Annotated in this window: 20 protein-coding genes; 13 read left to right on the top strand and 7 right to left on the bottom strand. The window is 60.9% G+C overall.

The features are described 5' to 3' along the window. The first annotated feature begins 46 nt into the window (after positions 1–46). Positions 47–664, top strand: a complete 618-nt coding sequence (locus GA0061103_RS03075) for an O-methyltransferase (RefSeq protein ID WP_092706964.1) — start codon at positions 47–49, stop codon at positions 662–664. Positions 665–714: 50 nt separating this feature from the next. Here the strand turns inward: GA0061103_RS03075 and GA0061103_RS03070 are convergent, their stop codons facing one another. Together GA0061103_RS03070 and GA0061103_RS03065 are read right to left on the bottom strand one after the other, a co-directional pair. Next, a complete protein-coding gene (locus tag GA0061103_RS03070; RefSeq protein ID WP_092706962.1) occupies positions 715–1,473 on the bottom strand; it encodes an alpha/beta fold hydrolase in 759 nt (252 codons plus the stop codon). 50 nt (positions 1,474–1,523) lie between these two features. Beyond that, positions 1,524–3,296 (bottom strand): cytochrome c biogenesis protein DipZ, encoded by a 1,773-nt coding sequence (locus GA0061103_RS03065; protein ID WP_092706960.1) that lies wholly within the window; start codon positions 3,294–3,296, stop codon positions 1,524–1,526. Positions 3,297–3,654: 358 nt separating this feature from the next. Between GA0061103_RS03065 and GA0061103_RS03055 the strand changes: the two genes are divergently transcribed. From GA0061103_RS03055 to GA0061103_RS03045, 3 genes are all read left to right on the top strand, one after another. Next, positions 3,655–4,707 (top strand): alpha/beta fold hydrolase, encoded by a 1,053-nt coding sequence (locus GA0061103_RS03055; protein WP_092706956.1) that lies wholly within the window; start codon positions 3,655–3,657, stop codon positions 4,705–4,707. Between the two features lie 112 nt (positions 4,708–4,819). Then, a complete protein-coding gene (locus GA0061103_RS03050) occupies positions 4,820–5,560 on the top strand; it encodes a response regulator (protein ID WP_092706954.1) in 741 nt (246 codons plus the stop codon). Continuing rightward, on the top strand, positions 5,557–6,879 hold the full coding sequence (locus GA0061103_RS03045) for a sensor histidine kinase (RefSeq protein WP_208603476.1): 1,323 nt from the start codon (positions 5,557–5,559) through the stop codon (positions 6,877–6,879). The genes GA0061103_RS03050 and GA0061103_RS03045 overlap by 4 nt, the downstream gene beginning before the upstream one ends. Positions 6,880–6,931: 52 nt before the next feature. On the opposite strand, the gene GA0061103_RS03040 is transcribed toward GA0061103_RS03045, so the two are convergent. Next, on the bottom strand, positions 6,932–7,162 hold the full coding sequence (locus GA0061103_RS03040) for a hypothetical protein (protein ID WP_092706952.1): 231 nt from the start codon (positions 7,160–7,162) through the stop codon (positions 6,932–6,934). Between the two features lie 178 nt (positions 7,163–7,340). On the opposite strand from GA0061103_RS03040, the gene GA0061103_RS03035 reads away from it, so the two are divergent. The 6 genes from GA0061103_RS03035 (at position 7,341) to GA0061103_RS03010 (ending at position 10,992) form a co-directional block, all read left to right on the top strand. After that, entirely contained in the window at positions 7,341–7,757 is a 417-nt protein-coding gene (locus GA0061103_RS03035; RefSeq protein ID WP_092706950.1) for an organic hydroperoxide resistance protein, read from the top strand. Between the two features lie 118 nt (positions 7,758–7,875). After that, positions 7,876–8,019, top strand: coding sequence for a hypothetical protein (locus tag GA0061103_RS03030; protein ID WP_167376515.1), 144 nt, complete (start codon positions 7,876–7,878; stop codon positions 8,017–8,019). A 52-nt stretch (positions 8,020–8,071) separates the two neighbouring features. After that, the gene (minC, locus tag GA0061103_RS03025; protein WP_092706946.1) at positions 8,072–8,803 is read left to right on the top strand and encodes a septum site-determining protein MinC; all 732 of its coding nucleotides are present in this window, start codon (positions 8,072–8,074) and stop codon (positions 8,801–8,803) included. Positions 8,804–8,832: 29 nt separating this feature from the next. Continuing rightward, entirely contained in the window at positions 8,833–9,648 is an 816-nt protein-coding gene (gene minD / locus GA0061103_RS03020) for a septum site-determining protein MinD (RefSeq protein WP_047631741.1), read from the top strand. Then, positions 9,645–9,905, top strand: a complete 261-nt coding sequence (gene minE, locus GA0061103_RS03015; RefSeq protein WP_075856156.1) for a cell division topological specificity factor MinE — start codon at positions 9,645–9,647, stop codon at positions 9,903–9,905. Before minD ends, minE begins: the two co-directional genes overlap by 4 nt. A gap of 307 nt (positions 9,906–10,212) precedes the next feature. Continuing rightward, positions 10,213–10,992 (top strand): polysaccharide deacetylase family protein, encoded by a 780-nt coding sequence (locus GA0061103_RS03010; RefSeq protein ID WP_092708564.1) that lies wholly within the window; start codon positions 10,213–10,215, stop codon positions 10,990–10,992. Between the two features lie 12 nt (positions 10,993–11,004). Here the strand turns inward: GA0061103_RS03010 and GA0061103_RS03005 are convergent, their stop codons facing one another. Beyond that, positions 11,005–11,613, bottom strand: a complete 609-nt coding sequence (locus GA0061103_RS03005) for a TetR/AcrR family transcriptional regulator (RefSeq protein WP_092706944.1) — start codon at positions 11,611–11,613, stop codon at positions 11,005–11,007. A 111-nt stretch (positions 11,614–11,724) separates the two neighbouring features. Here GA0061103_RS03005 and GA0061103_RS03000 point away from each other — a divergent pair, with 111 nt between their 5' ends. From GA0061103_RS03000 to GA0061103_RS02990, 3 genes are all read left to right on the top strand, one after another. Next, positions 11,725–12,414, top strand: a complete 690-nt coding sequence (locus GA0061103_RS03000) for a PspA/IM30 family protein (RefSeq protein WP_092706943.1) — start codon at positions 11,725–11,727, stop codon at positions 12,412–12,414. 37 nt (positions 12,415–12,451) lie between these two features. Continuing rightward, on the top strand, positions 12,452–12,733 hold the full coding sequence (locus tag GA0061103_RS02995) for a YiaA/YiaB family inner membrane protein (RefSeq protein WP_092706941.1): 282 nt from the start codon (positions 12,452–12,454) through the stop codon (positions 12,731–12,733). Between the two features lie 90 nt (positions 12,734–12,823). Beyond that, entirely contained in the window at positions 12,824–16,219 is a 3,396-nt protein-coding gene (locus GA0061103_RS02990; protein WP_092706939.1) for an acyl-[ACP]--phospholipid O-acyltransferase, read from the top strand. A 97-nt stretch (positions 16,220–16,316) separates the two neighbouring features. Here the strand turns inward: GA0061103_RS02990 and GA0061103_RS02985 are convergent, their stop codons facing one another. The 3 genes from GA0061103_RS02985 to GA0061103_RS02975 are packed head-to-tail and all read right to left on the bottom strand — an operon-like array spanning position 16,317 to position 19,560. Next, entirely contained in the window at positions 16,317–17,330 is a 1,014-nt protein-coding gene (locus GA0061103_RS02985) for a sensor histidine kinase (RefSeq protein ID WP_092706937.1), read from the bottom strand. Then, entirely contained in the window at positions 17,330–18,034 is a 705-nt protein-coding gene (locus GA0061103_RS02980; protein ID WP_092706935.1) for a response regulator transcription factor, read from the bottom strand. Before GA0061103_RS02980 ends, GA0061103_RS02985 begins: the two co-directional genes overlap by 1 nt. Before the next feature lie 17 nt (positions 18,035–18,051). Beyond that, positions 18,052–19,560, bottom strand: coding sequence for a DUF4153 domain-containing protein (locus tag GA0061103_RS02975; RefSeq protein ID WP_092706933.1), 1,509 nt, complete (start codon positions 19,558–19,560; stop codon positions 18,052–18,054). Positions 19,561–19,828 lie beyond the last annotated feature (268 nt).

Below are 19,828 nucleotides of genomic sequence, written 5' to 3'. Positions count from 1 at the left end.
ATAGCCATATCGCTCAAACCGCAATTGCACCGAAGGCAAGCGTGTCATGGACCAGAAGATCGAAGCCGTTCTCGAAGCCTATCATGAGCTTATCCGCGAGGAGCACAGCAAGCCGAGGGAGATGCCGCCGGGTGGCCGCGATGGCGGTCAGGATCGCCGGTTACGGGCGGTCGGGCCGGAGACGGGCCGCTTCATTAACATTCTGGCGAAGAGCCTGAAAGCGCCCACCATTCTCGAGCTCGGCACATCCTTCGGCTATTCCGGCATCTGGCTGGCGGAGGCCGCGCGCGCCAGCGGCGGCAAGCTCATTTCCATGGAGCTGCATGCCTACAAGACCGAGTTTGCGCGGGAGATGGCCGAAAAGGCGGGTCTGTCGGAGCATATCGATTTCCAGATCGGCGACGCCGTCGAGATGATCAAGGCGCTGCCTTCGGGTGTCGATTTCATTCTCGTCGACCTGTGGAAGGATTTGTACATTCCGTGCCTTGAAGCCTTCTATCCGAAGCTCAATCCGGGCGCGATCATCGTTGCCGATAACATGTTCATGCCCGGCAATGAGGACGTGAAGCGCTATGGTGAGGCAGTTCGTGCCAAGCCGGGCATCACCTCTGTCCTGTTGCCCGTCGGCTCCGGGATCGAAGTCAGCCGATACGATCCCGCATAGGGATCGGATGCCGGCGGCGGCCCATTCATGGGACCGCCGCCCACCAGAGTTTACTTGCCGGCGTCCTTGGCGGCCTTTTCGATGACGGCAGCCACCTTTTCCGGCTGCGAGGCGAAGACGGCATGGCTTGCCTTGATTTCGGTCACATCGCTGCCGGCACGCTTGGCCATGTCGCGCTCCAGCTCGGGATTGATGGAGCGGTCGTTGGTCGCAACGACCGTCCAGCTCTTCTTCACCTTCCAGGCGGGATCGCCGACCTTGGCAGTAAACGCGGCCTTCGACGCAAAGACCTGTGATTTCGCCAGGAAATTGGCCTCATCCTTCGGCAGGTCGCCGGCAAAGTCGGCGGCAAATGTCGCCGGATCGAGATAGAGATACTGGCCGTCCTTGGTTTCGCGAATGTTCATGCTTCCAACCGGCTTCGAGCTTGCGAGGCTGATCAGGCTTTCGCCCTTGTCCGGCTGAAACGCCGCGACATAGACGAGGCCGGCCACGTCGGGGCGATTGCCCACTTCGGTGATGACCATGCCGCCATAGCTGTGGCCGACGAGCAGGCTCGGGCCGTTCTGAAGGTCGAGCACGCGATTGGTGGCGGCGACATCGTCGGCAAGCGAGGTGATCGGCTCCTGTACGACCGTGACGTTGAAGCCGTCCTTTTCGAGGATATCGGCGGTCTTGCGCCATCCCGAACCGTCGGCGAGAGCGCCGTGGACGATGACGATATTCTTGACCTCGGATGCCTGGGCCGCGAATGCGATGGTGCTTGCGGCAAGGCCAAATGCGACGATGGAAAGAAAGCGGGTATTCATGAGTATGACTCCTGTCAGTTGCGGTTCATGCTTGGGGTGAAGAGGGCATTTCAGCCGAAGGTGAAGGCGTAGGCCTGCACCCCGGGATCGAGAAAACGGATATCGAAGTTGCGTGCCGAGACGTCACCCGATTGGCGGACCAGCTGGTAGAGCTTGGTGGCAGTCACGGTGCCGTTGCCGTCGGCGTCGATATCGGAACCGTGATCGGCGCCGGGTGGCTTTCCGTCGACGGTCACCTGAAAGCGGATCGGCTTCCCGTCTGTCGAAGGCCCGAGGACGAGGTGCAGGTCGCGGGCGCTGAAGCGATAGCTGATGCCGCCACCTGCCTTGTTGAGGGATGCCTGCTCAGACCCGACGGTCCAGGTGCCGGCCAGTCCCCATTGGTTGAGGCCGGGATTGGCAACGGAGTAGTCCGCCGTGGTGTCTGCCTTCAGGCCTTCGGGCGAGACGAAACCCGTCGCCTGGCTATAGCCGACATAGGTTTCGCCGGAGCGGATGTGGCCGAGGTCGGGACTTGCTTCCGCACCCTTTGCATCCGGAACGACCGGGCCGCTTTGCGCCATGTCGCTACCTGCTTCGCGCAGAAGGTCTTGGATCGCCTGTTCGGTCTGGCGATAATTGCCCTCGCCGAAGTGCTGGTAGCGGATCTGCCCCTTGGCATCGATCAGATAATGGGCAGGCCAGTAGTTGTTCTCGAAGGCGCGCCAGATGCGATAGTCGTTGTCGATTGCAACGGGGTAGCCGATCTTGAAGTCGGCGATCGCCTTCTTGACGTTGTCGACATTCTTCTCGAAGGCGAATTCCGGAGCATGGACGCCGATGACGACAAGGCCTCGATCCTTATACTTTTCCGCCCAGGCACGGACATAGGGAATTGTGCGGATGCAGTTGATGCAGGAATAGGTCCAGAAGTCGACGAGCACGACCTTGCCGCGAAGCTGAGCCGTTGTCAGCGGCTCAGAGTTCAGCCAGGTGACGGCGCCATCGAGCGAAGGCGCAGCACCTTCGACGGGAAGATCGCTGTGGAAGGGCCGTGCTGCATCGGTGGCAACCTTCATGGCGGTGTTGCTAGCGACTTCAGTGGCGGGCGTTTCAGTCTTGCTGTGCAGCCGCTCCAGCAGAGCCTGCTCGAAGGAACCGGTGCTGGCATAGGAAAGGCGAGCCAGCAGGCCGGTGTCGAGGCCAAGGGCGATGGCTGCAACGCCGGCGAGAACGGTAGCGCCGGCGAACTGGCGGATGCGCTCGCTGACGCCGAGGGATTGCTTCATGCGGGCAAAGATCTTACCGCCGGCAAGCAGCGCAACGGCAAGCGAGGTGGCGGCACCGGCGCCATAGGCCAGCAGCAGGAAGGTCGTCTGCAGATTGGCGCCCTTCAAAGCCGCACCCGTCAGGACAAGACCGAGGATCGGGCCGGCACAGGGCGCCCAGAGCAGGCCGGTTGCAATGCCGAGCACGAAGGAGCTTTTGACGCTTGACGTTGCGCCCTGCGCACCGGCGGCGTTCAGCAGGTTATTGCCGAGGTTGACAGCCGGGCGCGATAGGGCGCTGGCGATGCGCGGCGAGATCAGGCTAAGGCCGAAGAGGCCGAGCAGGACGATGGCAGCGAGGCGACCATATTCATTGGCGCGGATCGCCCAGGCGCCGCCGACCGAGGCAAGGGTTGCGACGAAAGCAAAGGTTAGCGCCATGCCCGCAAGCATGGGCAGCGTGCTTCTAACGAAGGGCTGTCCGGCGCGGGCAAAGACGAAGGGGAGGATGGGCAGGATGCATGGACTTAAGATCGTCAGCGCACCGCCGAGATAGGCAATGATGAGAAGCGTCATCGTCTTGTTCCTTTAGAAGCGATTGACCGGCTGCGAACGGCGGCGTGCCGTGCTCAGCAGTGACGCCATCTGCCGGTGGCGACGTATCTCGAATGTGTCTGATTGGATGCGAGAATGTACCGAAACGTCGATGTCTCCGGCTTCGATACATTGCGATACAAACTGATCGGCGCGACGCGATTTCGCCGCCGCTTCAGGCGCTGGCAGGCCTTGATCAATCAAAGGAAGTGGATTGTATCAGACTGTATCTTGGCGGCCGGAAGCTACACAGGCATTCAAAACGAGGCCATCGACGACACATCGGCGATACATGCGGCTGGCTTTCTTAAGCCCACGATCCAATGCACAGGAGAGATAGATGTCCGAGGAAATCAACCACACCCGCCGCCGCTTTTTTGGCATGGCCGCCATCGCCGTTGCAGCCGCCGAATTCGGCCTTCCGGCCATTGCTGGCGCTGCCGAGCAGAAGCCGTCCGCTTCGACCTTGTCAACCGTCAAGGCCGGCAGCCATACGTCCTTCGAAACGCTGAAGCAGATCAATGCCGGCGTGCTCAACGTCGGTTACGCCGAAGCCGGCCCGGCCAATGGCGCGGTCGTCCTGCTGCTGCACGGCTGGCCCTATGACATCTACAGTTTCGTTGATGTTGCACCGCTTTTGGCTGGTGCCGGCTATCGCGTCATCATCCCCTATCTTCGCGGCTATGGCAGCACCACCTTCCTGTCGAAGGACACGCCGCGCAACGGCCAGCAGGCAGCCCTTGCCGCCGACATGATCGCGCTTCTCGATGCGCTGAAGATCGAAAAGGCTGTCATTGCCGGTTACGATTGGGGCGGCCGCACCGCGGATATCATGGCGGCACTCTGGCCGGAACGCTGCAAGGCGCTGGTCTCGGTCAGCGGCTATCTCATCGGCAGCCAGGAAATCAACCGCAAGCCGCTGCCGCCGAAGGCCGAGCTTGCCTGGTGGTATCAGTTCTATTTCGCCACCGAACGCGGCCGCCTCGGCTATCAGGAAAACCGGCACGAATTCGCAAAGCTGATCTGGCACACCGCTTCGCCGCAATGGGCCTTCGATGACGCCACCTATGACCGTTCGGCGGCCGCTTTCGACAATCCCGACCATGTCGATATCGTCATCCACAATTATCGCTGGCGCCTCGGTCTCGTCGAAGGCGAGGCGAAGTTCGATGCCTATGAACAGAAGCTTGCTGCAGGACCGGTGATTTCGATCCCGACGATCACCATGGAGGGTGACGCCAACGGCGCACCGCATCCGGAACCGTCGGCCTATCGCGGCAAGTTCTCCGGCAAATACGAGCATCGCACCATCACCGGCGGCATCGGGCACAATCTGCCCCAGGAGGCACCGCAGGCTTTCGCCCAGGCTGTGATAGATGTTGATCGGTTCTAGTTCAGCGGTAGTGTTCGGAAGGGCGCCGGCGTAAGCTGGCGCCCTCTGCCGTTGGCGCCAAAAGGATGAATATTCGTAGCTTGATGCTTACGATGATGAGTGGGAAATCAAAATGGATCATGTCGACCATATCCTGATCGTGGATGACGATCGGGAAATCCGCGAACTGGTGTCGAGCTATCTCAAGAAGAATGGCCTGCGGGCGACGACGGCTGCCGACGGCCGGCAGATGCGCAGTTTCCTCGAGGCCAATTCGGTCGATCTGATCGTGCTCGACGTGATGATGCCGGGTGATGACGGCCTGGTGCTGTGTCGCGAGCTTCGCGCCGGAAAGCACAAGGCGACGCCTGTCCTGATGCTGACGGCCCGCGACGACGAAATGGACCGGATTCTCGGGCTCGAAATGGGTGCGGACGATTATCTGGCAAAGCCTTTTGCCGCCCGCGAGCTGCTTGCCCGCATCAAGGCGGTTCTCCGGCGCACCCGCATGCTGCCGCCCAACCTGCAGATCAGCGAAGCCGGCCAGATGCTGGTGTTCGGCGATTGGCGGCTGGATACGGTCGGCCGCCATCTGCTCGACAAGGACGGTACGGAGATCACGCTCAGCGGCGCCGAATATAGGCTGCTGCGCGTCTTCATCGACCATCCGCAGCGCGTGCTCAATCGCGACCAGTTGCTGAACCTGACGCAGGGGCGCGACGCGGATCTGTTCGACAGGTCGATCGACCTCCTTGTCAGCCGTCTGCGCCAGCGCCTGGGGGATGATGCGCGTGAGCCGATGTATATCAAGACGGTTCGGTCTGAGGGTTATGTCTTCTCCGTTCCGGTGGAAATTGCGGAGCTGCGCTCATGAGCATGCCAGGCCTCTCGGCACAGGCCCCGTGGTGGCCCAGCACCCTGCGTTCGCGCATTTTTCTGATCCTGCTTGCCGGGCTGGCGATCGCCTACGGCCTGTCCTTCAGCGTGCTTTATATCGAGCGCTATATGTCGGCAAAGGCCGTCATGCTCGGCACGTTGGAGAGCGATGTCGCGACCTCGATCGCCGTGCTCGATCGCCTGCCGGCGGATGAGCGGGCGAATTTCGTCGATTGGCTCAGCCGCGGCAATTACAATTTCGAGCTGGGCAACGGCCTGCCCGGCGTGCCCGATACCTCGGTCCGTGGCGGGGAAATCGCCGCCAAGATCGAGGATGCCATCGGCCATCGTTTTCCCATCCACATGGAATCGATACCAGGCCCGGTCATGCGCCTGCAGGCGCATCTCAATCTGAGCGACGGCAGTCCGGTGACGATCGACGTCACGCCGAAGGGAATCATGCCGATCGCGGCGTGGCTTCCCTATGTCTTCGTGGTGCAAATGCTGCTGATCGTACTGTGCACCTGGTTTGCCGTGCGGCAGGCGATCCGGCCGCTCGCCGAATTTGCCGCCGCCGCCGATGCCCTCGATCCGAACAGGAAAAGCCCGGCATTGAGCGATCGCGGACCGAGCGAGGTGGCGCACACCGCCAGGGCCTTCAACGCCATGCGTGACCGGATCGCGCATTATCTCGAGGAGCGCGTGCAGATTCTCGCCGCCATTTCGCATGATCTGCAGACGCCGATCACGCGCATGCGCCTGCGCGCCGACATTGCAGACGATTCGCCTGAGAAGACCAAGCTGCTGCAGGATCTCGGCGAGATCGAGCGCCTCGTGCAGGATGGGATAGCGTATGCGCGCAGCGCCCATGGCAATGGCGAGAAAAGCGCGCGCATCGACCTTGCCTCCTTCATCGAAAGCATAAGCTACGACTATCAGGACACGGGAAAATCCGTAGGGATTCTCGGCCTGATCCACGGGACCGCGACGACGAAGCCGCACGCCTTGCGTCGCATCCTCACCAACTTCATCGACAACGCCTTGAAATTCTCAGGCGCTGCGGAAATCGCCGTGGAGCGACGGGATACGGGACAAGTCGCGATCACCGTTCTGGATCGCGGGCCGGGCATTCCACAAGATCAGATCGAGGCGGCGATGCAGCCCTTCTTCCGGCTGGAGCAGTCGCGCAATCGCAACACCGGCGGCACCGGACTCGGGCTGGCGATTGCCCAGCAGCTTGCCCAGACGCTCGGCGGCTCCGTCAGGCTCTATAACCGCGAAGGCGGTGGCCTGGCGGCCGAAGTGGTCATTTCCTGATCGCTCGCGGAGAGGATTTTTAGGAAGTGGCTTCTGCTAGGTTGGACAGCGGCTAAATCCATCCAAACAGCCAGGCCAGCAGCATGATAATCGCTGCCAGTGCCAGCCAAAGCAGGATCCGGTCCCTGGATAGCCGCCTTGCATCCTCTCTGGAAATAACTCGATATGCCTCGGTCTGAATCTTCTCCGCATCTCCGTCGAGGTCACGCGTCTCGAAATGTTGTTTGGTCTCGTTTTGCCCCAAGTGCGTCTCCGACTTCGCCGTTCCTGTTTTCGGCCCCATTTGCGATCTTCAGGATCTTTGTAAGCCTTTGTATCCGGCCTGTCAGGGCCTACGTTTTGTAACACTTCCGGCGATTCTGGAAACATGCCGGATACGTCGATCCATCAAAAACAACTCCGTCAACAGACGTTGCCCCGCAAGACACAACAGAGCGGGCAACGCAACAAAGGAGTGTTCCATGACCAAGATCGACAAGGTTCTCTACACCGGCAAGACCCACACCATCGGCGGCCGCGACGGCTTCGCCCGCAGCGATGACAACCAGCTGGATGTCAAGCTTTCGCCTCCCGGCAGCGCCCATGCCGGCACCAATCCCGAGCAGCTCTTCGCAGCTGGCTGGTCGGCTTGCTTCATCGGCGCAATGGGCCTTGCCGCGGGTAAGCGCAAGATCAAGCTTCCCGCCGATCTCGCCGTCGATGCCGAAGTGGACCTCGGCACCACCGAAGGCGCCTATTTCCTGCAGGCGCGCCTCACCATCAGCATGCCCGGCATCGAGCTCGAGCTCGCCCGCACGCTGGTCGAGGAAGCCCACCAGACCTGCCCCTATTCGAAGGCGACTCGCGGCAACATCAATGTCGAGCTGAAGCTCGCCTGAGAATCACGCAAGCGCCAATATTGCGCGCTGCTCCGGAAGGTGCGGCGCGCAGAATCGTTAATTTTTATCACATCGAATTTCAGGCAAGGCAGATCATGCCTTGCAGCTGGAGGATCACATGAAGGCCATCATTCTTCTCCTTGCAGGAGCTGCGATTTTCGCCGCTCCATGCGTCTACGACCCCAGCTCCAACGAGCCTTCGGCGCTTGCGAGCGTCGCCGTTTTATGGGGCGGCTCGGGCCTGAATGGAGCCCCGTATTAACCAGTTGTTAACCATATGAGCGGTACACAGGATCAACGATTTATTCACATAGATGACCAAAGTGCTAACAGACGCTCGTTCGATCCGTATCAAGGGCCGCTCATTCCTTGCGGTCATGCTTTCGCCGGATCTTCCGCTGGACCAGTGGTTGACCAGGCTTGACGACCTTGCAGCCCGTTCGGCCGGCTTCTTTCTAGGCCGGCCGGTGGTACTCGACATCACCGACCTGCCGATCGACAAGGCGCAGCTCAAGGAGCTGATTGCTGAGCTTTCGGCCCGCAATGTCAGCATCATGGGCATCGAAGGCGGTCGCCCGTCGATGTCAGGACCCGGCATGCCGCCAATCCTGAAGGGCGGGCGTCCGGCTGCAGATTTCGAAGTCTCCGAGGCCGAGCCGGTCGTGGAGCGCCGCAACAGCGAGCCCAAGGCGCCGCCGCCGGAAGTTCGTGCCGTCACGCAGTCGCTGATCATCCGCGAGCCGGTGCGCTCCGGCCAGTCGGTGATCTTCCCCGAGGGTGACGTTACCGTCATCGGGTCGGTGGCCTCCGGTGCGGAAGTCATCGCCGGCGGCTCCGTGCACATCTATGGCGCCCTGCGCGGCCGCGCCATGGCAGGCTCGATCGGCAATGCCTCGGCGCGCATCTTTTGCCGCAAGCTCGAGGCCGAGCTGCTGGCGATCGATGGAATTTACAAGATGGCGGAAGACATATCACCCAGCCTGCGGGGACAACCTGTCCAGCTCTGGCTGGATAACGAAACGATCATGGCTGAAAAACTAATCTGAGCCGAAGCGGGCCAAAACAGGAGAGCGAGATGGGCAAGGTAATCGTCGTCACATCGGGCAAGGGCGGAGTTGGAAAAACAACTTCGACGGCCGCATTGGGGGCTGCTCTGGCACAGAGAAACGAGAAGGTCGTCGTGGTCGATTTCGACGTCGGCCTGCGCAACCTCGACCTGGTCATGGGCGCGGAACGCCGCGTCGTCTACGATCTGGTCAACGTCATCCACGGTGACGCCAAGCTGCCGCAGGCCCTGATCCGCGACAAGCGGCTGGAGACGCTCTTCCTGCTGCCGGCTTCGCAGACCCGCGACAAGGACAATCTGACGCCCGAGGGTGTCGAGCGCGTCATCAACGAGCTGAAGAACTATTTCGACTGGGTCATCTGCGACAGCCCGGCCGGCATCGAGCGCGGCGCGACCCTTGCCATGCGCCATGCCGACGTCGCCGTGGTCGTCACCAATCCGGAAGTCTCTTCGGTACGCGATTCCGATCGCATCATTGGCCTGCTCGACTCCAAGACGCTGAAGGCGGAACGCGGTGAGCGCATGGAAAAGCACCTGCTCTTGACCCGCTTCGATGCCGCCCGCGCCGAACGCGGCGACATGCTGAAGGTCGACGACGTGCTGGAGATCCTCTCCATCCCGCTGCTCGGCATCATCCCGGAAAGCACCGATGTTCTGCGCGCCTCGAATCTCGGTTCGCCGGTGACGCTTGCCGACGCGCGCTGCGCGCCGTCGCTCGCTTACTTTGAAGCCGCACGCCGTCTTGCCGGCGAGCAGGTGCCGATCACCATCCCCGGCGAGAAGCGGGGTATCTTCGGCAAGATCTTCGCAAGGAGGGCCGCATGAGCATTTTCGGACTGTTCCGCAAGCAGAGATCTGCACCGATGGCGCGCGAGCGCCTGCAGATCCTCCTTGCCCACGAGCGCGCCTCTGTAGGTTCGGATCTCGTATCCGTGCTGAGAGAGGAAATCCTCGCCGTCATCGCCAAGCATGTGCAGGTCGATCGCGACAAGGTGCAGGTCAAGATGGATCGCGACAAGGACGTCTCCATGCTGGAGATCGATGTCGAAATCCCGCGCGACGCGGCCTTGCAGGCCGCCTGACGAAAGGTCAGCGCCTGTAAAATGTGCGAATTCTGTCACATGGAACTCTCGTGTGACAGAATTGCTAAAATTTTCGCATCTGGCTCTTGCAAAGGGCCTGATTCGCGATTATCTGCACGCCATCACCTGTATCGATGGCCTGCCGTGCTGACATTTCTGTGTCGAGCCGGTGTTCGCTGTCCGGGTCAATAAGCAAGGGCGCTCCCCAGCAATGGGTGGAGCGCCCTTTGCTTTTGTAGCGATCGTGGCGCTTTTCTTGTCCGGAGCGATATGCCAGTTTGCTGCAATCATGCGGGAGGCGGCAGGCTTGGGCAAATTGAATTCTCAAGGGAATATAGCGTTCAGGTGGCTGCTTGCCAGCATCTTCCTTGCCCTTAGCGCCATTGCTGCTCCGGCTGCCGACAAGACGATCTATCTGACATTCGACGATGGTCCGTTGCCGGGGACGCAGAATGTTCTCTCCGTGCTGGCCGAGGAGAATGTGCCTGCGGCCATGTTCATGGTCGGCCTACATGTGGAAACAATCCCCGCCGGCCGCGACCTGTTGGCTGAAGCCAGGGCGATGTCGCTGGTGACGGTCGGCAATCACAGCTACAGCCATGCCAATAATCGCTACAGGCGGTACTATTCCAATACCCAGGCCGTTGTCGCCGATATGCTTCATGCCAATGAAGTGCTCGGCCTGACGCCGATCGTGAATGCGCGACTGCCGGGCAGGGATGTCTTCCGGCTCCCGACCGTTTCGAGGGAGGATCTATCTATCAACGTCGCTCAATGGGAGCGCGAATGGCTGGACTACGAGCTTGTCGCTGAAGCCGGGTTCTATCTCTACGGCTGGGATTTCGAATGGGTGCATAGCGACGATGGCAAGCCGGTCCAATCGGTGGACCATCTGGTCAACGAGATCGACCACCTTTTTCAGTATGGCCGTTTCACGCAACGCGGAAAGATGATCCTGCTGATGCATGACCAGATGTTTCAGGACCAGTTCAACGGCCGCGAAAACCTGCAATCCCTCATTCGCAAGCTGAAGGAGCGCGGCTATGCTTTTGGCGACATCAAGAGCTACGCTTCGTCGAGTCCCTGATCCGAATTCCGCCTAAGCCCGCCGTGCTGTGGCCCCGGCAGCAAAAGTCAGGATGAAGTCGTCGAGCTCCTGTTCCAGGCTTTCGATCGGCAGACCGACGAATCTCCCTTCGATGCTGATGCTGACGACGCCATGCACGGCACCAAACAGGGTTCTCGCGCGGATGGCGCGTGCCGTCTCCGACATGTTCGGCTGCAACTCCGCGAGCGGCTCGGCAATGACGCCCATCAGGAACATATGCTCTTCCAGATGCCATTCCGGGCTGGGGCGGTCATCCGGAGGCCGATGGTCGAACAGCGCCTTCCATAGATTGCGATGGGTGACCGCAAAGCGCAGATAACCACGCGCGAGATTGCGCAACCGGTCCGTCGGTGTGTGATCCTTGACTTCCGCCAGCGTCAGCGACGCTTCCAGCACCTTCAGCGTCGCCGAGTTGACGTGAATGACAAGATCATCGAGATCGGCAAAGACGGTATAGAGACCGCCAAGGGCACAGCCGACATCCTGTGTGACGTCGCGCGCCCTGAGGTTTGAGAGCCCGTCGGCTGCGATGCGATTGCGCGCTGCGTCGATCAGCCTGAGCTTCAGGTCCTCGCGCCTTTCCAGGGTTTTTCTCGCCATTAACTATTCCAATCCGATTTTTTGAACATCGTTCAAAATTTTTCTTGAACGATGTTCACGGTTCTGGCATACATCGTTTTGTGAACATCGTTCATAAACGGGAGACGACAAATGTTCAATTCAATTCTGACGCTCATTCGCGGTCGGGCCTTCGATGCGGAGCAGGCGTTCATCGATCGGAATGCCGTGCCTCTGCTGGCGCAGCAGATTCGCGAGGCGGCCAGCGCCATTCAGTCGGCGCGGCGGGCAGTGGCGATTGCCATCGCGCAGAATGAGCAGGAAAAGAGCCGCCACGCAGCGATCGTCGGCCGCATCGCGGATCTGGAAACGCGCGCCGTTGCCGCCCTGCAGAAGGGTAGCGACGCACTTGCGCGGGAGGCGGCCGAGGCGATCGCCCAGCTAGAAGCCGAGCGGGATGCTTCCGAGAAGGCTCAGGCGCAATTCGCTCAGACGGTCAGCAAGCTCAAGGCAACCGTGCATGCATCGGAAGCGCGCCTGCAGCAATTGCAGCGCGGCGAACGCCTGGCGCGCGCCACCGAGCAGACACAGAAGCTCAACGCCGCCTGCGACGACAATTCCGGCCTTGCGACGCTTGATGACGCCGAGGAAACGCTTGCCCGCCTTCAGGCCTATCAGAGCCGCTGCGAGATCGCAGCTTCGGCCATGAAGGAAATGGACGCGGCAAGCCGGCAGACGGCCATCATCGAAAAGCTTGCCAATGCCGGCTTCGGCGCACCGCTTGGCCCTTCGGCCGACGACGTGCTTGCCCGACTGCGCGAGCGCATGAATTCAGCAGCCTGAAACCGAATACATCGAATACATTTGAGAGGATACGATCATGAACGACAGCTTCCAGAAGCATTCCCAGGCTTGGGTCAGCTTTTCCTATATCTCTTTTGCCGCCGCCGCATTTATGCTCCTGGTTGGCCTTTACATGATGCCGATCGATCTCTGGGGCAAAGGCTATCTCGCCATGGGCATCCTGATGCTGGTGCAGACGGCGGTCAACGTCACCAAGACGATCCGCGACAACGCCGAGGCCGACAGGTTGATCCGCAAGGTAGAGGATGCTCGCACGGAAAAGCTGCTGGTTAAGTTCAATCGCGACGATCAGGACTAATCTTTATTAACGGTGCCACAGGGTTGTATCCGCATTCAACCTTTGCGTAACAACTCTGTGGCGTCCTATTGGCCGAACGAGGGATACGCCATGCAAACGCACCTGATGAGATCGAGGAAATTCGCGCCGCTGTTCTGGACGCAGTTCCTCACCGCCTTCAACGATAATTTCCTCAAGCAGACTCTGGTTTTCGTCATTCTCGCGCAGATGGCGACGGAGGGTGCGGCGCTGGTAACGCTTGCCGGCGGCATTTTCATCGTGCCGTTCCTGCTCTTGTCGGCGATTGCCGGCGAGCTTGCCGACAAATACGACAAGGCCAAGATGGCCGAGCTTCTGAAACGCTGCGAGCTTGGCGTCGCGGCAATCTCGGTCGTCGGCATCGCTTTCTCCTCCATCTGGATCCTGATGCTTGCCCTTTTCGGCTTTGGCGTCATCTCCTCGCTCTTCGGGCCGATCAAATACGGCATCCTGCCGGATCATCTCGCAAATCGGGATCTGCCCAAGGCCAATGCCTGGATCGAGGGCGGTACCTTCATCGCCATTCTCACCGGCACCATGGTTGCCGCGGTCGCCTTCCGCGAGGGCGAGAACGTCTGGATCTTCGGGCCGATGATGATGGGGCTCTCCATTCTCTGCTGGTTTTCCGCCCGCCTGATCCCGGCGACCGGTTCCAAGGCGCCGGATCTCGTCGTTGACAAGAATGTCGCCCGCTCCAGCTACAGGCTCGTCAACGAGCTTCGTGCCGACAGCCGCATCTGGCGGGCATCGCTGATGAACTGCTGGTTCTGGTTCGTCGGTGCCTTCATCATGTCGATGCTGCCGGTCATGGTCACGGATATTCTCGGCGGCTCGGAAATCGTCGTTCCTGCCTATCTTGCGATCTTCGCCATCTCCGTCGCCATCGGTTCGGCCATTGCCGGCTGGATGGCTGCCGGTCGCATCGTGCTCTTGCCGGCACCGATCGGCATGCTGATCGTCGCGCTCTTCGGCCTCGATCTCGGCTGGAATCTCTGGGGCCTGCAGTCGACCAGCCACGCCGAAACCATCCTTGCCTTCTTCGCCGGGCCGAAGACGATCCGTGTCGCCATCGATCTCGCCGGCATGGCGATCGGCGGTGCCTTCCTGGCGGTCCCGACCTTCTCGGCCATGCAGAGCTGGGCCAATGAGGATCGTCGTGCCCGCGTCATCGGTGCCTCGAATGTGCTCTCCGCTCTTTTCATCGCCGTGGGCCTGGCGCTTGTGGCGGTGCTTCAGGCCGTGGGTCTGTCGATCCCGGTCATCATTCTCAGCATCTCCGTCCTCAACGTGGCGATCGCCTGGCTCATGCTGAAGATGCTGCCGACCAATGCCTTCCGCGATCTCATCTCCATCATCTTCCGCGCCTTCATGCGGCTGGAAGTGGAAGGTCTGGAAAACATCCGCAAGGCAGGCCCCGCGCCGATCATCGCGCTCAACCATGTGAGCCTGCTGGACGGCGCTCTGGCGCTTGCCATCACCGAGGAAGAGCCCGTCTTTGCGATCGACACTGCATTCGCTAGGAAATGGTGGGTGCGGCCGCTTTTGAAGATGTGCAAGTTCCTGCCGCTCGACCCGACCAAGCCGATGGCAACGCGCTCGCTGATCAAGGTCATCCAGGATGGCAGCCCGGTCGGCATCTTTCCCGAGGGGCGCCTGACCGTCACCGGCACGCTGATGAAGGTCTATGACGGTGCCGCCATGGTTGCCGACAAGACCGGTGCCATGATTGTGCCCGTCCGCATCGACGGTCTGGAAAAGAGCTATGCCTCCTATTTGACGTCGAGCCATGTTCGCCGCCGTCTCTTCCCCAAGGTCAAGGTGACGATCCTCGAGCCGGTCAAGCTCGACGTTCCCGCAGAACTCAAGGGCAGGAAGCGCCGTATCGCCGCCGGCGCCGCCCTTTATCAGATCATGTCGACGCTGATGTTCCGCACCGCCGATACGAACAATACCGTGCTTGGCCGCGTCATCGAAAGCGCCCATGAATATGGCGGCAAGAAGCTCGCCGTCGAGGATCCGTTGTCCGGCAAGCTCTCCTATGCCAAGCTTCTGACCGGTGCTGCGGTGCTGGGTGCGAAGTTCAAGAAGATGTTCCCAAACGAGAAGACGCTCGGCGTCATGCTGCCGAACGCCAACGGTACGGCTGCGACCGTGCTCGGCGTCATGTCGGCAGGCAAGGTTCCGGCCATGCTGAACTTCACGGCCGGTGCGGCCAATATCCTGTCCGCTTGCCGGACAGCGGAGGTCAAGCATGTGCTCTGCTCTCGCGCCTTCATCACGCAGGCCAAGCTCGGCCCGGTGGTCGACGAACTTGAAAAGCAGGTGACGTTCGTCTGGCTGGATGATCTGCGCACTGAGGTCACTTTCCTCAACAAGATCGTCGGCCTCCTGCGCAAGTACCGGCCGCTGGTCAAACGCAGCGCCGACGATCCGGCCGTCATCCTCTTCACCTCCGGTTCGGAAGGGGCGCCGAAGGGCGTGGTGCTGACGCACCGTAACATCCTCTCGAATGCTGCCCAGGCCGCCTCGCGCATCGACTTCCACCCGGGCGACAAGGTATTCAACGTCCTGCCGATGTTCCACTCCTTCGGCCTGACGGCGGGCACGATCCTGCCGCTGGTCTCGGGCGTGCCGGTATTCTTCTATCCGTCGCCGCTGCACTATCGCATCGTGCCGGAGTTGATCTATGTCTCCAACGCCACCATCGTCTTCGGCACGGATACGTTCCTGAACGGCTATGCCCGCACAGCCCATCCTTATGACTTGCGGTCGATCCGCTATATCTTCTCCGGCGCCGAACCGGTGAAGGCATCGACCCGCGAGGTCTATATGGAGAAGTTCGGCCTGCGTATCCTGGAGGGCTATGGCGTGACCGAGGCTGCCCCGGTGATCTCGCTCAACACGCCGATGTATAACCGCACCGGAACGGTCGGCAAGATCATGCCGGGCATGGAATGGAAGCTCGAACCGGTTCCTGGCATCGACGAGGGCGGCCGCCTTCTGATCCGCGGCGCCAATGTGATGGCCGGCTACCTGCGCGCCGACAATCCCGGCGTTCTCGAGCCGCTGCCGGACGGCTGGCACGATACCGGCGACATCGTCACCATCGACGAGGATGGTTTCGTCAAGATCCGCGGCCGAGCCAAGCGCTTCGCCAAGATCGGCGGCGAGATGATCTCGCTTGCTGCGGTGGAAACCCTTGCCGCACAGCTCTGGCCGGGCGCGTTGAGCGTCGTTTCAGCCGTGCCTGACGCCAAGAAGGGCGAACGCCTCGTGCTCCTGACCGATGCGCCGGATGCGACCCGAAGCGATTTCCTCGCATTCGCCAAATCGAAGGGCGCCACCGAAATGATGGTTCCCGCCGAAGTGACCGTCGGCAAGGTGCCGGTTCTCGGCTCCGGCAAGGTCGATTTCGTGACGGCGCGAGCCATGGCTTTGGAAGCTCAGGCGCAGTCACAGGCGGCGTAAGCTACCGATCTTGAAACAGTAGAGCGGCCGATGGTTTCAGCCTTCGGCCGTTTTTTGTTGTTGCCGTCAATTCATAGTGGGGTGCACCAATTCCGCTTCAAGCGGCAATTGGAAGGATGATCAGAAACGCAGTGCCGTCCTTGCTGCTCTCTAGCAACTCGATATTGCCGCCATGCGAGGCGAGCATCGCGCGGACGATGCCGAGCCCCATGCCCGTGCCGCCATCCTCGCGCCGCGTCGAGAAGAAGGGTTCGAAGATGCGTTCGCGGTTCCCGTCGGCAATTCCGCGACCATTGTCGCGAATTTGGATCGTCATCCTTCGCCCCTCGTCGCTTGCCTTGATCGCAAGGGTCGTGGCGCCGTTTTGAAACGCGTTCTCTGCCAGATTGGCAAAGATGATGCCGGCGGCCTCGCCAGGGAGCGCCAGCATCTCGTCGGCACCTCCCTCACTGATGACGGAGAGTTGGCGAAATTGCATTCCGAGCTGGGCAACGATATCGCGAAGGCTGCTTGTACCCTGCTCGGACGGTAGTTCGGCTTTCGCCAGCTCCCGCAGCCGGGACAACAGCCTGTCCAGCCGTTCAGTATCGGCGATGATGTTTTCGAGGAAGCGGTTGCGCTGCTCCCCGCTCATCGGATTGCTGTCGTCATCGTCGCGCAGCAGTTCCGCTGCACCCTTGATGGAGGTTAGCGGCGATTTCAGCTCGTGCGAAACATGGGTGGCGAAGGAGCGGACGTAGTCGGAATGGTCGACCAGCTTGCCGGCGAGATCGAGAAAGCTCTGTGAAAGGGTTGCGACCTCGCGCGTGCCGTAGATTTCGAGCGGCCGGATTGCGGATCGTCCGCCGCGGGCGATCTCGTCCGTGCGCACGATCAATGCGTTGATCGGCACCGTCAGCGTGCGCGTCAGCACATAGGCGACGACCAAGGTCAGGATCAGAACGGCGGCGAGGGTGGCAATCTCGGCCGGCGCCATCGCGCCTGAGGCGGCGCGCACGACGCGAAACCAGATGATCGTGAGCATCGGCAGCAGCATCACGGTCAGAAGTACGGCGTAGACGATGAGGGCGAGCGGCGGCCGCCATTTCGACTTCACCCGCGGCGCACGCATCAGACGCTTCCTTCCGCTGGTGATGTCAGCTTGAAGCCGATCCCATGCACCGTGGCGATGATGCCCTTGCCGCCGGCGGCCGAAAGCTTGGCGCGGAGATTGCGGATATGGCTGTCTATGGTGCGGTCGGCGACCTGCATGTCAGCGCCATAGGCCGCCTCCATCAGTTGATCACGGCTGAAAACGATCTCGGGGCGCGACAGCAGCGTATCGAGGATCGAGAATTCAAGCGCCGTCAAAGTGAGCGGCACATCGGCGAGACTGGCGGTGCGGCCACCGCGATTGAGCCGCAGCGATCCCACGGACACGGGGCCATTGGTCGCATCCGGCTCCGAGCCATGACCGCTGCGCTTCAAGATGGTCCGGACCCGGGCAACCAGCTCGCGCGGGCTGAAGGGTTTGGTGACATAATCGTCGCCGCCGATTTCCAAGCCCAAAATCCTGTCGATTTCCTCGTCGCGCGCCGAGAGAAATAGGATCGGAAGGTTCGATGTCTTGCGAATGCGGCGGCAGACCTCCAGCCCATCCATGTCAGGCATACCGACGTCGAGAACGATCAGATCGAGACCGCCCTTGTGAAAGGCCATCATGGCCTCGGTGCCGTTGCGTGCAGTCGTCGTCTTCATGCCGGCGCGATCAAGCGCGAAGCAGATCACGTCGCGAATATTCGGTTCATCGTCGGCGACGAGGATACGCTGGGCCATGCTATAAGGGTCCTGGTTCACCCGTTCGTTTTCTTCGTTTCCGCCTGATCTTGCAAGAGTTGCGTCTGCTTGAGGTAGTCGTCGAGGCGGGCGTCGCGATATGTCCAGCTTCGCCAGTCGCGCGAGCGGCCGAGATGCTGCCTTAGTAGTGTTTCGCGCACCCTGCGAGCATCCATGTCGGCAGGCAGCGATGCCAGGTAGGTATCGAGCGCCGGAATGGCGGCAGGACCAAGCGTCGAGAGATAATCGAGATCAAGCACGACGCCTTCGCCCGATATCTCGCGGCTATGGGTGACATTGAAGCGGGCGATGAGGGCGGGAATATCGGCGAGTGCGGTGGCGTCGAGCGTGAGAACCAGCATCGCAGAGCTTAACGCGATCAGCCACTCGTTAGAGCGGCGAAGCAGGATGCGCAGGAGAATGAGGAAGAGACCGACAGCAACAAGCCCCATCCAGATGCCGGCGGCAACACGCAGTTCCGTCAGCGAATAGGTTTCGACATAGAGATCGAGCCGCAGAATGGAGGAAAGGCAGAGCAGAATGTTCTGCGCGATCCAGAGATGCACCAGGCCGCGAAGCAGGGGACTTCTGTCGCCCGGACCGCCCCGCCGCATGGCGGCAAGCACGAAGATGGCAGCGAGGATTGCGGTGAGCATCAGCGGATAGGCGCCGCGATGGGCATATTCGGCATGGCTCATGCCATCGGGCAGGCTGGCGCCGCCCCAGAGATAGGCGAGATCGAGCAGCGTCTGCACGGCAAACAGCGCATTGAAGACGATGAGCGAACGCAGCAACGCACTATGGCCGAACAGCACGTCTTCGGCTCCGATGACGATATCAGGGACATCGCGTCGGCGAGGGCGGCGGCGCATGAGGCATGGACGAAGCAGCAGGGACAGGAAGGCTGCAACGGCAAGCCAGAAGCCGATGCGCCATATGCTCAACAGTTGCAGCGGGAAGGTAAGGTCGATGCTGCGAAGCGTCTTGTCGATCAGCGGATTGGCGGCGGCGAAGAGGGCAAGAAAGCCGGCGGCAAAAATCAGTGGCATGATCCAGTCGCGAAGGTGATGCCGGACGCCGCGCGGCGACGGCTTCTGCAGGCGCTGCAGCCAACGATAGCTCGCGCTGCGGAAAGGCCGCGCCGGCACGTCCAGAAGGAAGCGGAGCAGCACGAGCGGCAGGCGGGGCCATTGCAAGGGGATCAATCCGCCGGCGCCGAGCGAGATCAGGCAAAGGCTGAGAAGGCTGATTGCGATGCCCATCCAGGAGGTGGTCTCGGCAAGCGGCATGGACGCGACAAGGCCGAGGGCGACAAGCGCCGCGATTTTTGGAATGGATTGCCTTTTCCTCGAGGAGATCAGCAGACCGGCGGCAACGGTATCGGTGAAGATAAACAGATTGAGGCCGGGCTGCCTGTCGAAAAGCAGAAGGTCGGCCAAGGCGAGAAGGGCAATGAATGTGAGGAATTTGCGATGGGATTTGTTTGTGGAGTTTGAGGGAAGGGCTGCTGCATCGGACAGGCTCATCGGCATCGGCTCCGTGCGAGATGTTCGGCGAAGGATATGATCTTGGCTCCTTGAGCGGGCGGATCGGCTTGAGGGTGACGATCGTCCTTGAGCCACCAGCCTTCCTTGAGAAGGCTGCGTGGCAAGCGGGCGGGCGGTGCTGTGATTGTCTCGGGCGTGTTGTTCATGGCGCGACGATGGCGCCCGTCTTTGCAGAATCTGTGCAGAAGCCGAGGAGCTATTCAGGAAAATGGGTTAGGTTGGAAAGTTCAAATCATCGCACTTGTAT

The organism is Martinezella multihospitum, assembly GCF_900094585.1.
Classification (GTDB): domain Bacteria; phylum Pseudomonadota; class Alphaproteobacteria; order Rhizobiales; family Rhizobiaceae; genus Rhizobium; species Rhizobium multihospitium.
The sequence above is the reverse complement of the archived record's forward strand: the minus strand, read 5'-3'. Positions and strand labels throughout refer to the sequence as shown.

What these genes read in the sequence shown, in the direction of transcription:
- GA0061103_RS03075 (WP_092706964.1), top strand. Translation starts at nt 47, where the DNA reads ATGGACCAGAAGATCGAAGCCGTTCTCGAAGCCTATCATGAGCTTATC.
- GA0061103_RS03070 (WP_092706962.1), bottom strand. Translation starts at nt 1,473, where the DNA reads ATGAATACCCGCTTTCTTTCCATCGTCGCATTTGGCCTTGCCGCAAGC.
- GA0061103_RS03065 (WP_092706960.1), bottom strand. Translation starts at nt 3,296, where the DNA reads ATGACGCTTCTCATCATTGCCTATCTCGGCGGTGCGCTGACGATCTTA.
- GA0061103_RS03055 (WP_092706956.1), top strand. Translation starts at nt 3,655, where the DNA reads ATGTCCGAGGAAATCAACCACACCCGCCGCCGCTTTTTTGGCATGGCC.
- GA0061103_RS03050 (WP_092706954.1), top strand. Translation starts at nt 4,820, where the DNA reads ATGGATCATGTCGACCATATCCTGATCGTGGATGACGATCGGGAAATC.
- GA0061103_RS03045 (WP_208603476.1), top strand. Translation starts at nt 5,557, where the DNA reads ATGAGCATGCCAGGCCTCTCGGCACAGGCCCCGTGGTGGCCCAGCACC.
- GA0061103_RS03040 (WP_092706952.1), bottom strand. Translation starts at nt 7,162, where the DNA reads ATGGGGCCGAAAACAGGAACGGCGAAGTCGGAGACGCACTTGGGGCAA.
- GA0061103_RS03035 (WP_092706950.1), top strand. Translation starts at nt 7,341, where the DNA reads ATGACCAAGATCGACAAGGTTCTCTACACCGGCAAGACCCACACCATC.
- GA0061103_RS03030 (WP_167376515.1), top strand. Translation starts at nt 7,876, where the DNA reads ATGAAGGCCATCATTCTTCTCCTTGCAGGAGCTGCGATTTTCGCCGCT.
- minC (WP_092706946.1), top strand. Translation starts at nt 8,072, where the DNA reads ATGACCAAAGTGCTAACAGACGCTCGTTCGATCCGTATCAAGGGCCGC.
- minD (WP_047631741.1), top strand. Translation starts at nt 8,833, where the DNA reads ATGGGCAAGGTAATCGTCGTCACATCGGGCAAGGGCGGAGTTGGAAAA.
- minE (WP_075856156.1), top strand. Translation starts at nt 9,645, where the DNA reads ATGAGCATTTTCGGACTGTTCCGCAAGCAGAGATCTGCACCGATGGCG.
- GA0061103_RS03005 (WP_092706944.1), bottom strand. Translation starts at nt 11,613, where the DNA reads ATGGCGAGAAAAACCCTGGAAAGGCGCGAGGACCTGAAGCTCAGGCTG.
- GA0061103_RS03000 (WP_092706943.1), top strand. Translation starts at nt 11,725, where the DNA reads ATGTTCAATTCAATTCTGACGCTCATTCGCGGTCGGGCCTTCGATGCG.
- GA0061103_RS02995 (WP_092706941.1), top strand. Translation starts at nt 12,452, where the DNA reads ATGAACGACAGCTTCCAGAAGCATTCCCAGGCTTGGGTCAGCTTTTCC.
- GA0061103_RS02990 (WP_092706939.1), top strand. Translation starts at nt 12,824, where the DNA reads ATGCAAACGCACCTGATGAGATCGAGGAAATTCGCGCCGCTGTTCTGG.
- GA0061103_RS02985 (WP_092706937.1), bottom strand. Translation starts at nt 17,330, where the DNA reads ATGCGTGCGCCGCGGGTGAAGTCGAAATGGCGGCCGCCGCTCGCCCTC.
- GA0061103_RS02980 (WP_092706935.1), bottom strand. Translation starts at nt 18,034, where the DNA reads ATGGCCCAGCGTATCCTCGTCGCCGACGATGAACCGAATATTCGCGAC.
- GA0061103_RS02975 (WP_092706933.1), bottom strand. Translation starts at nt 19,560, where the DNA reads ATGAGCCTGTCCGATGCAGCAGCCCTTCCCTCAAACTCCACAAACAAA.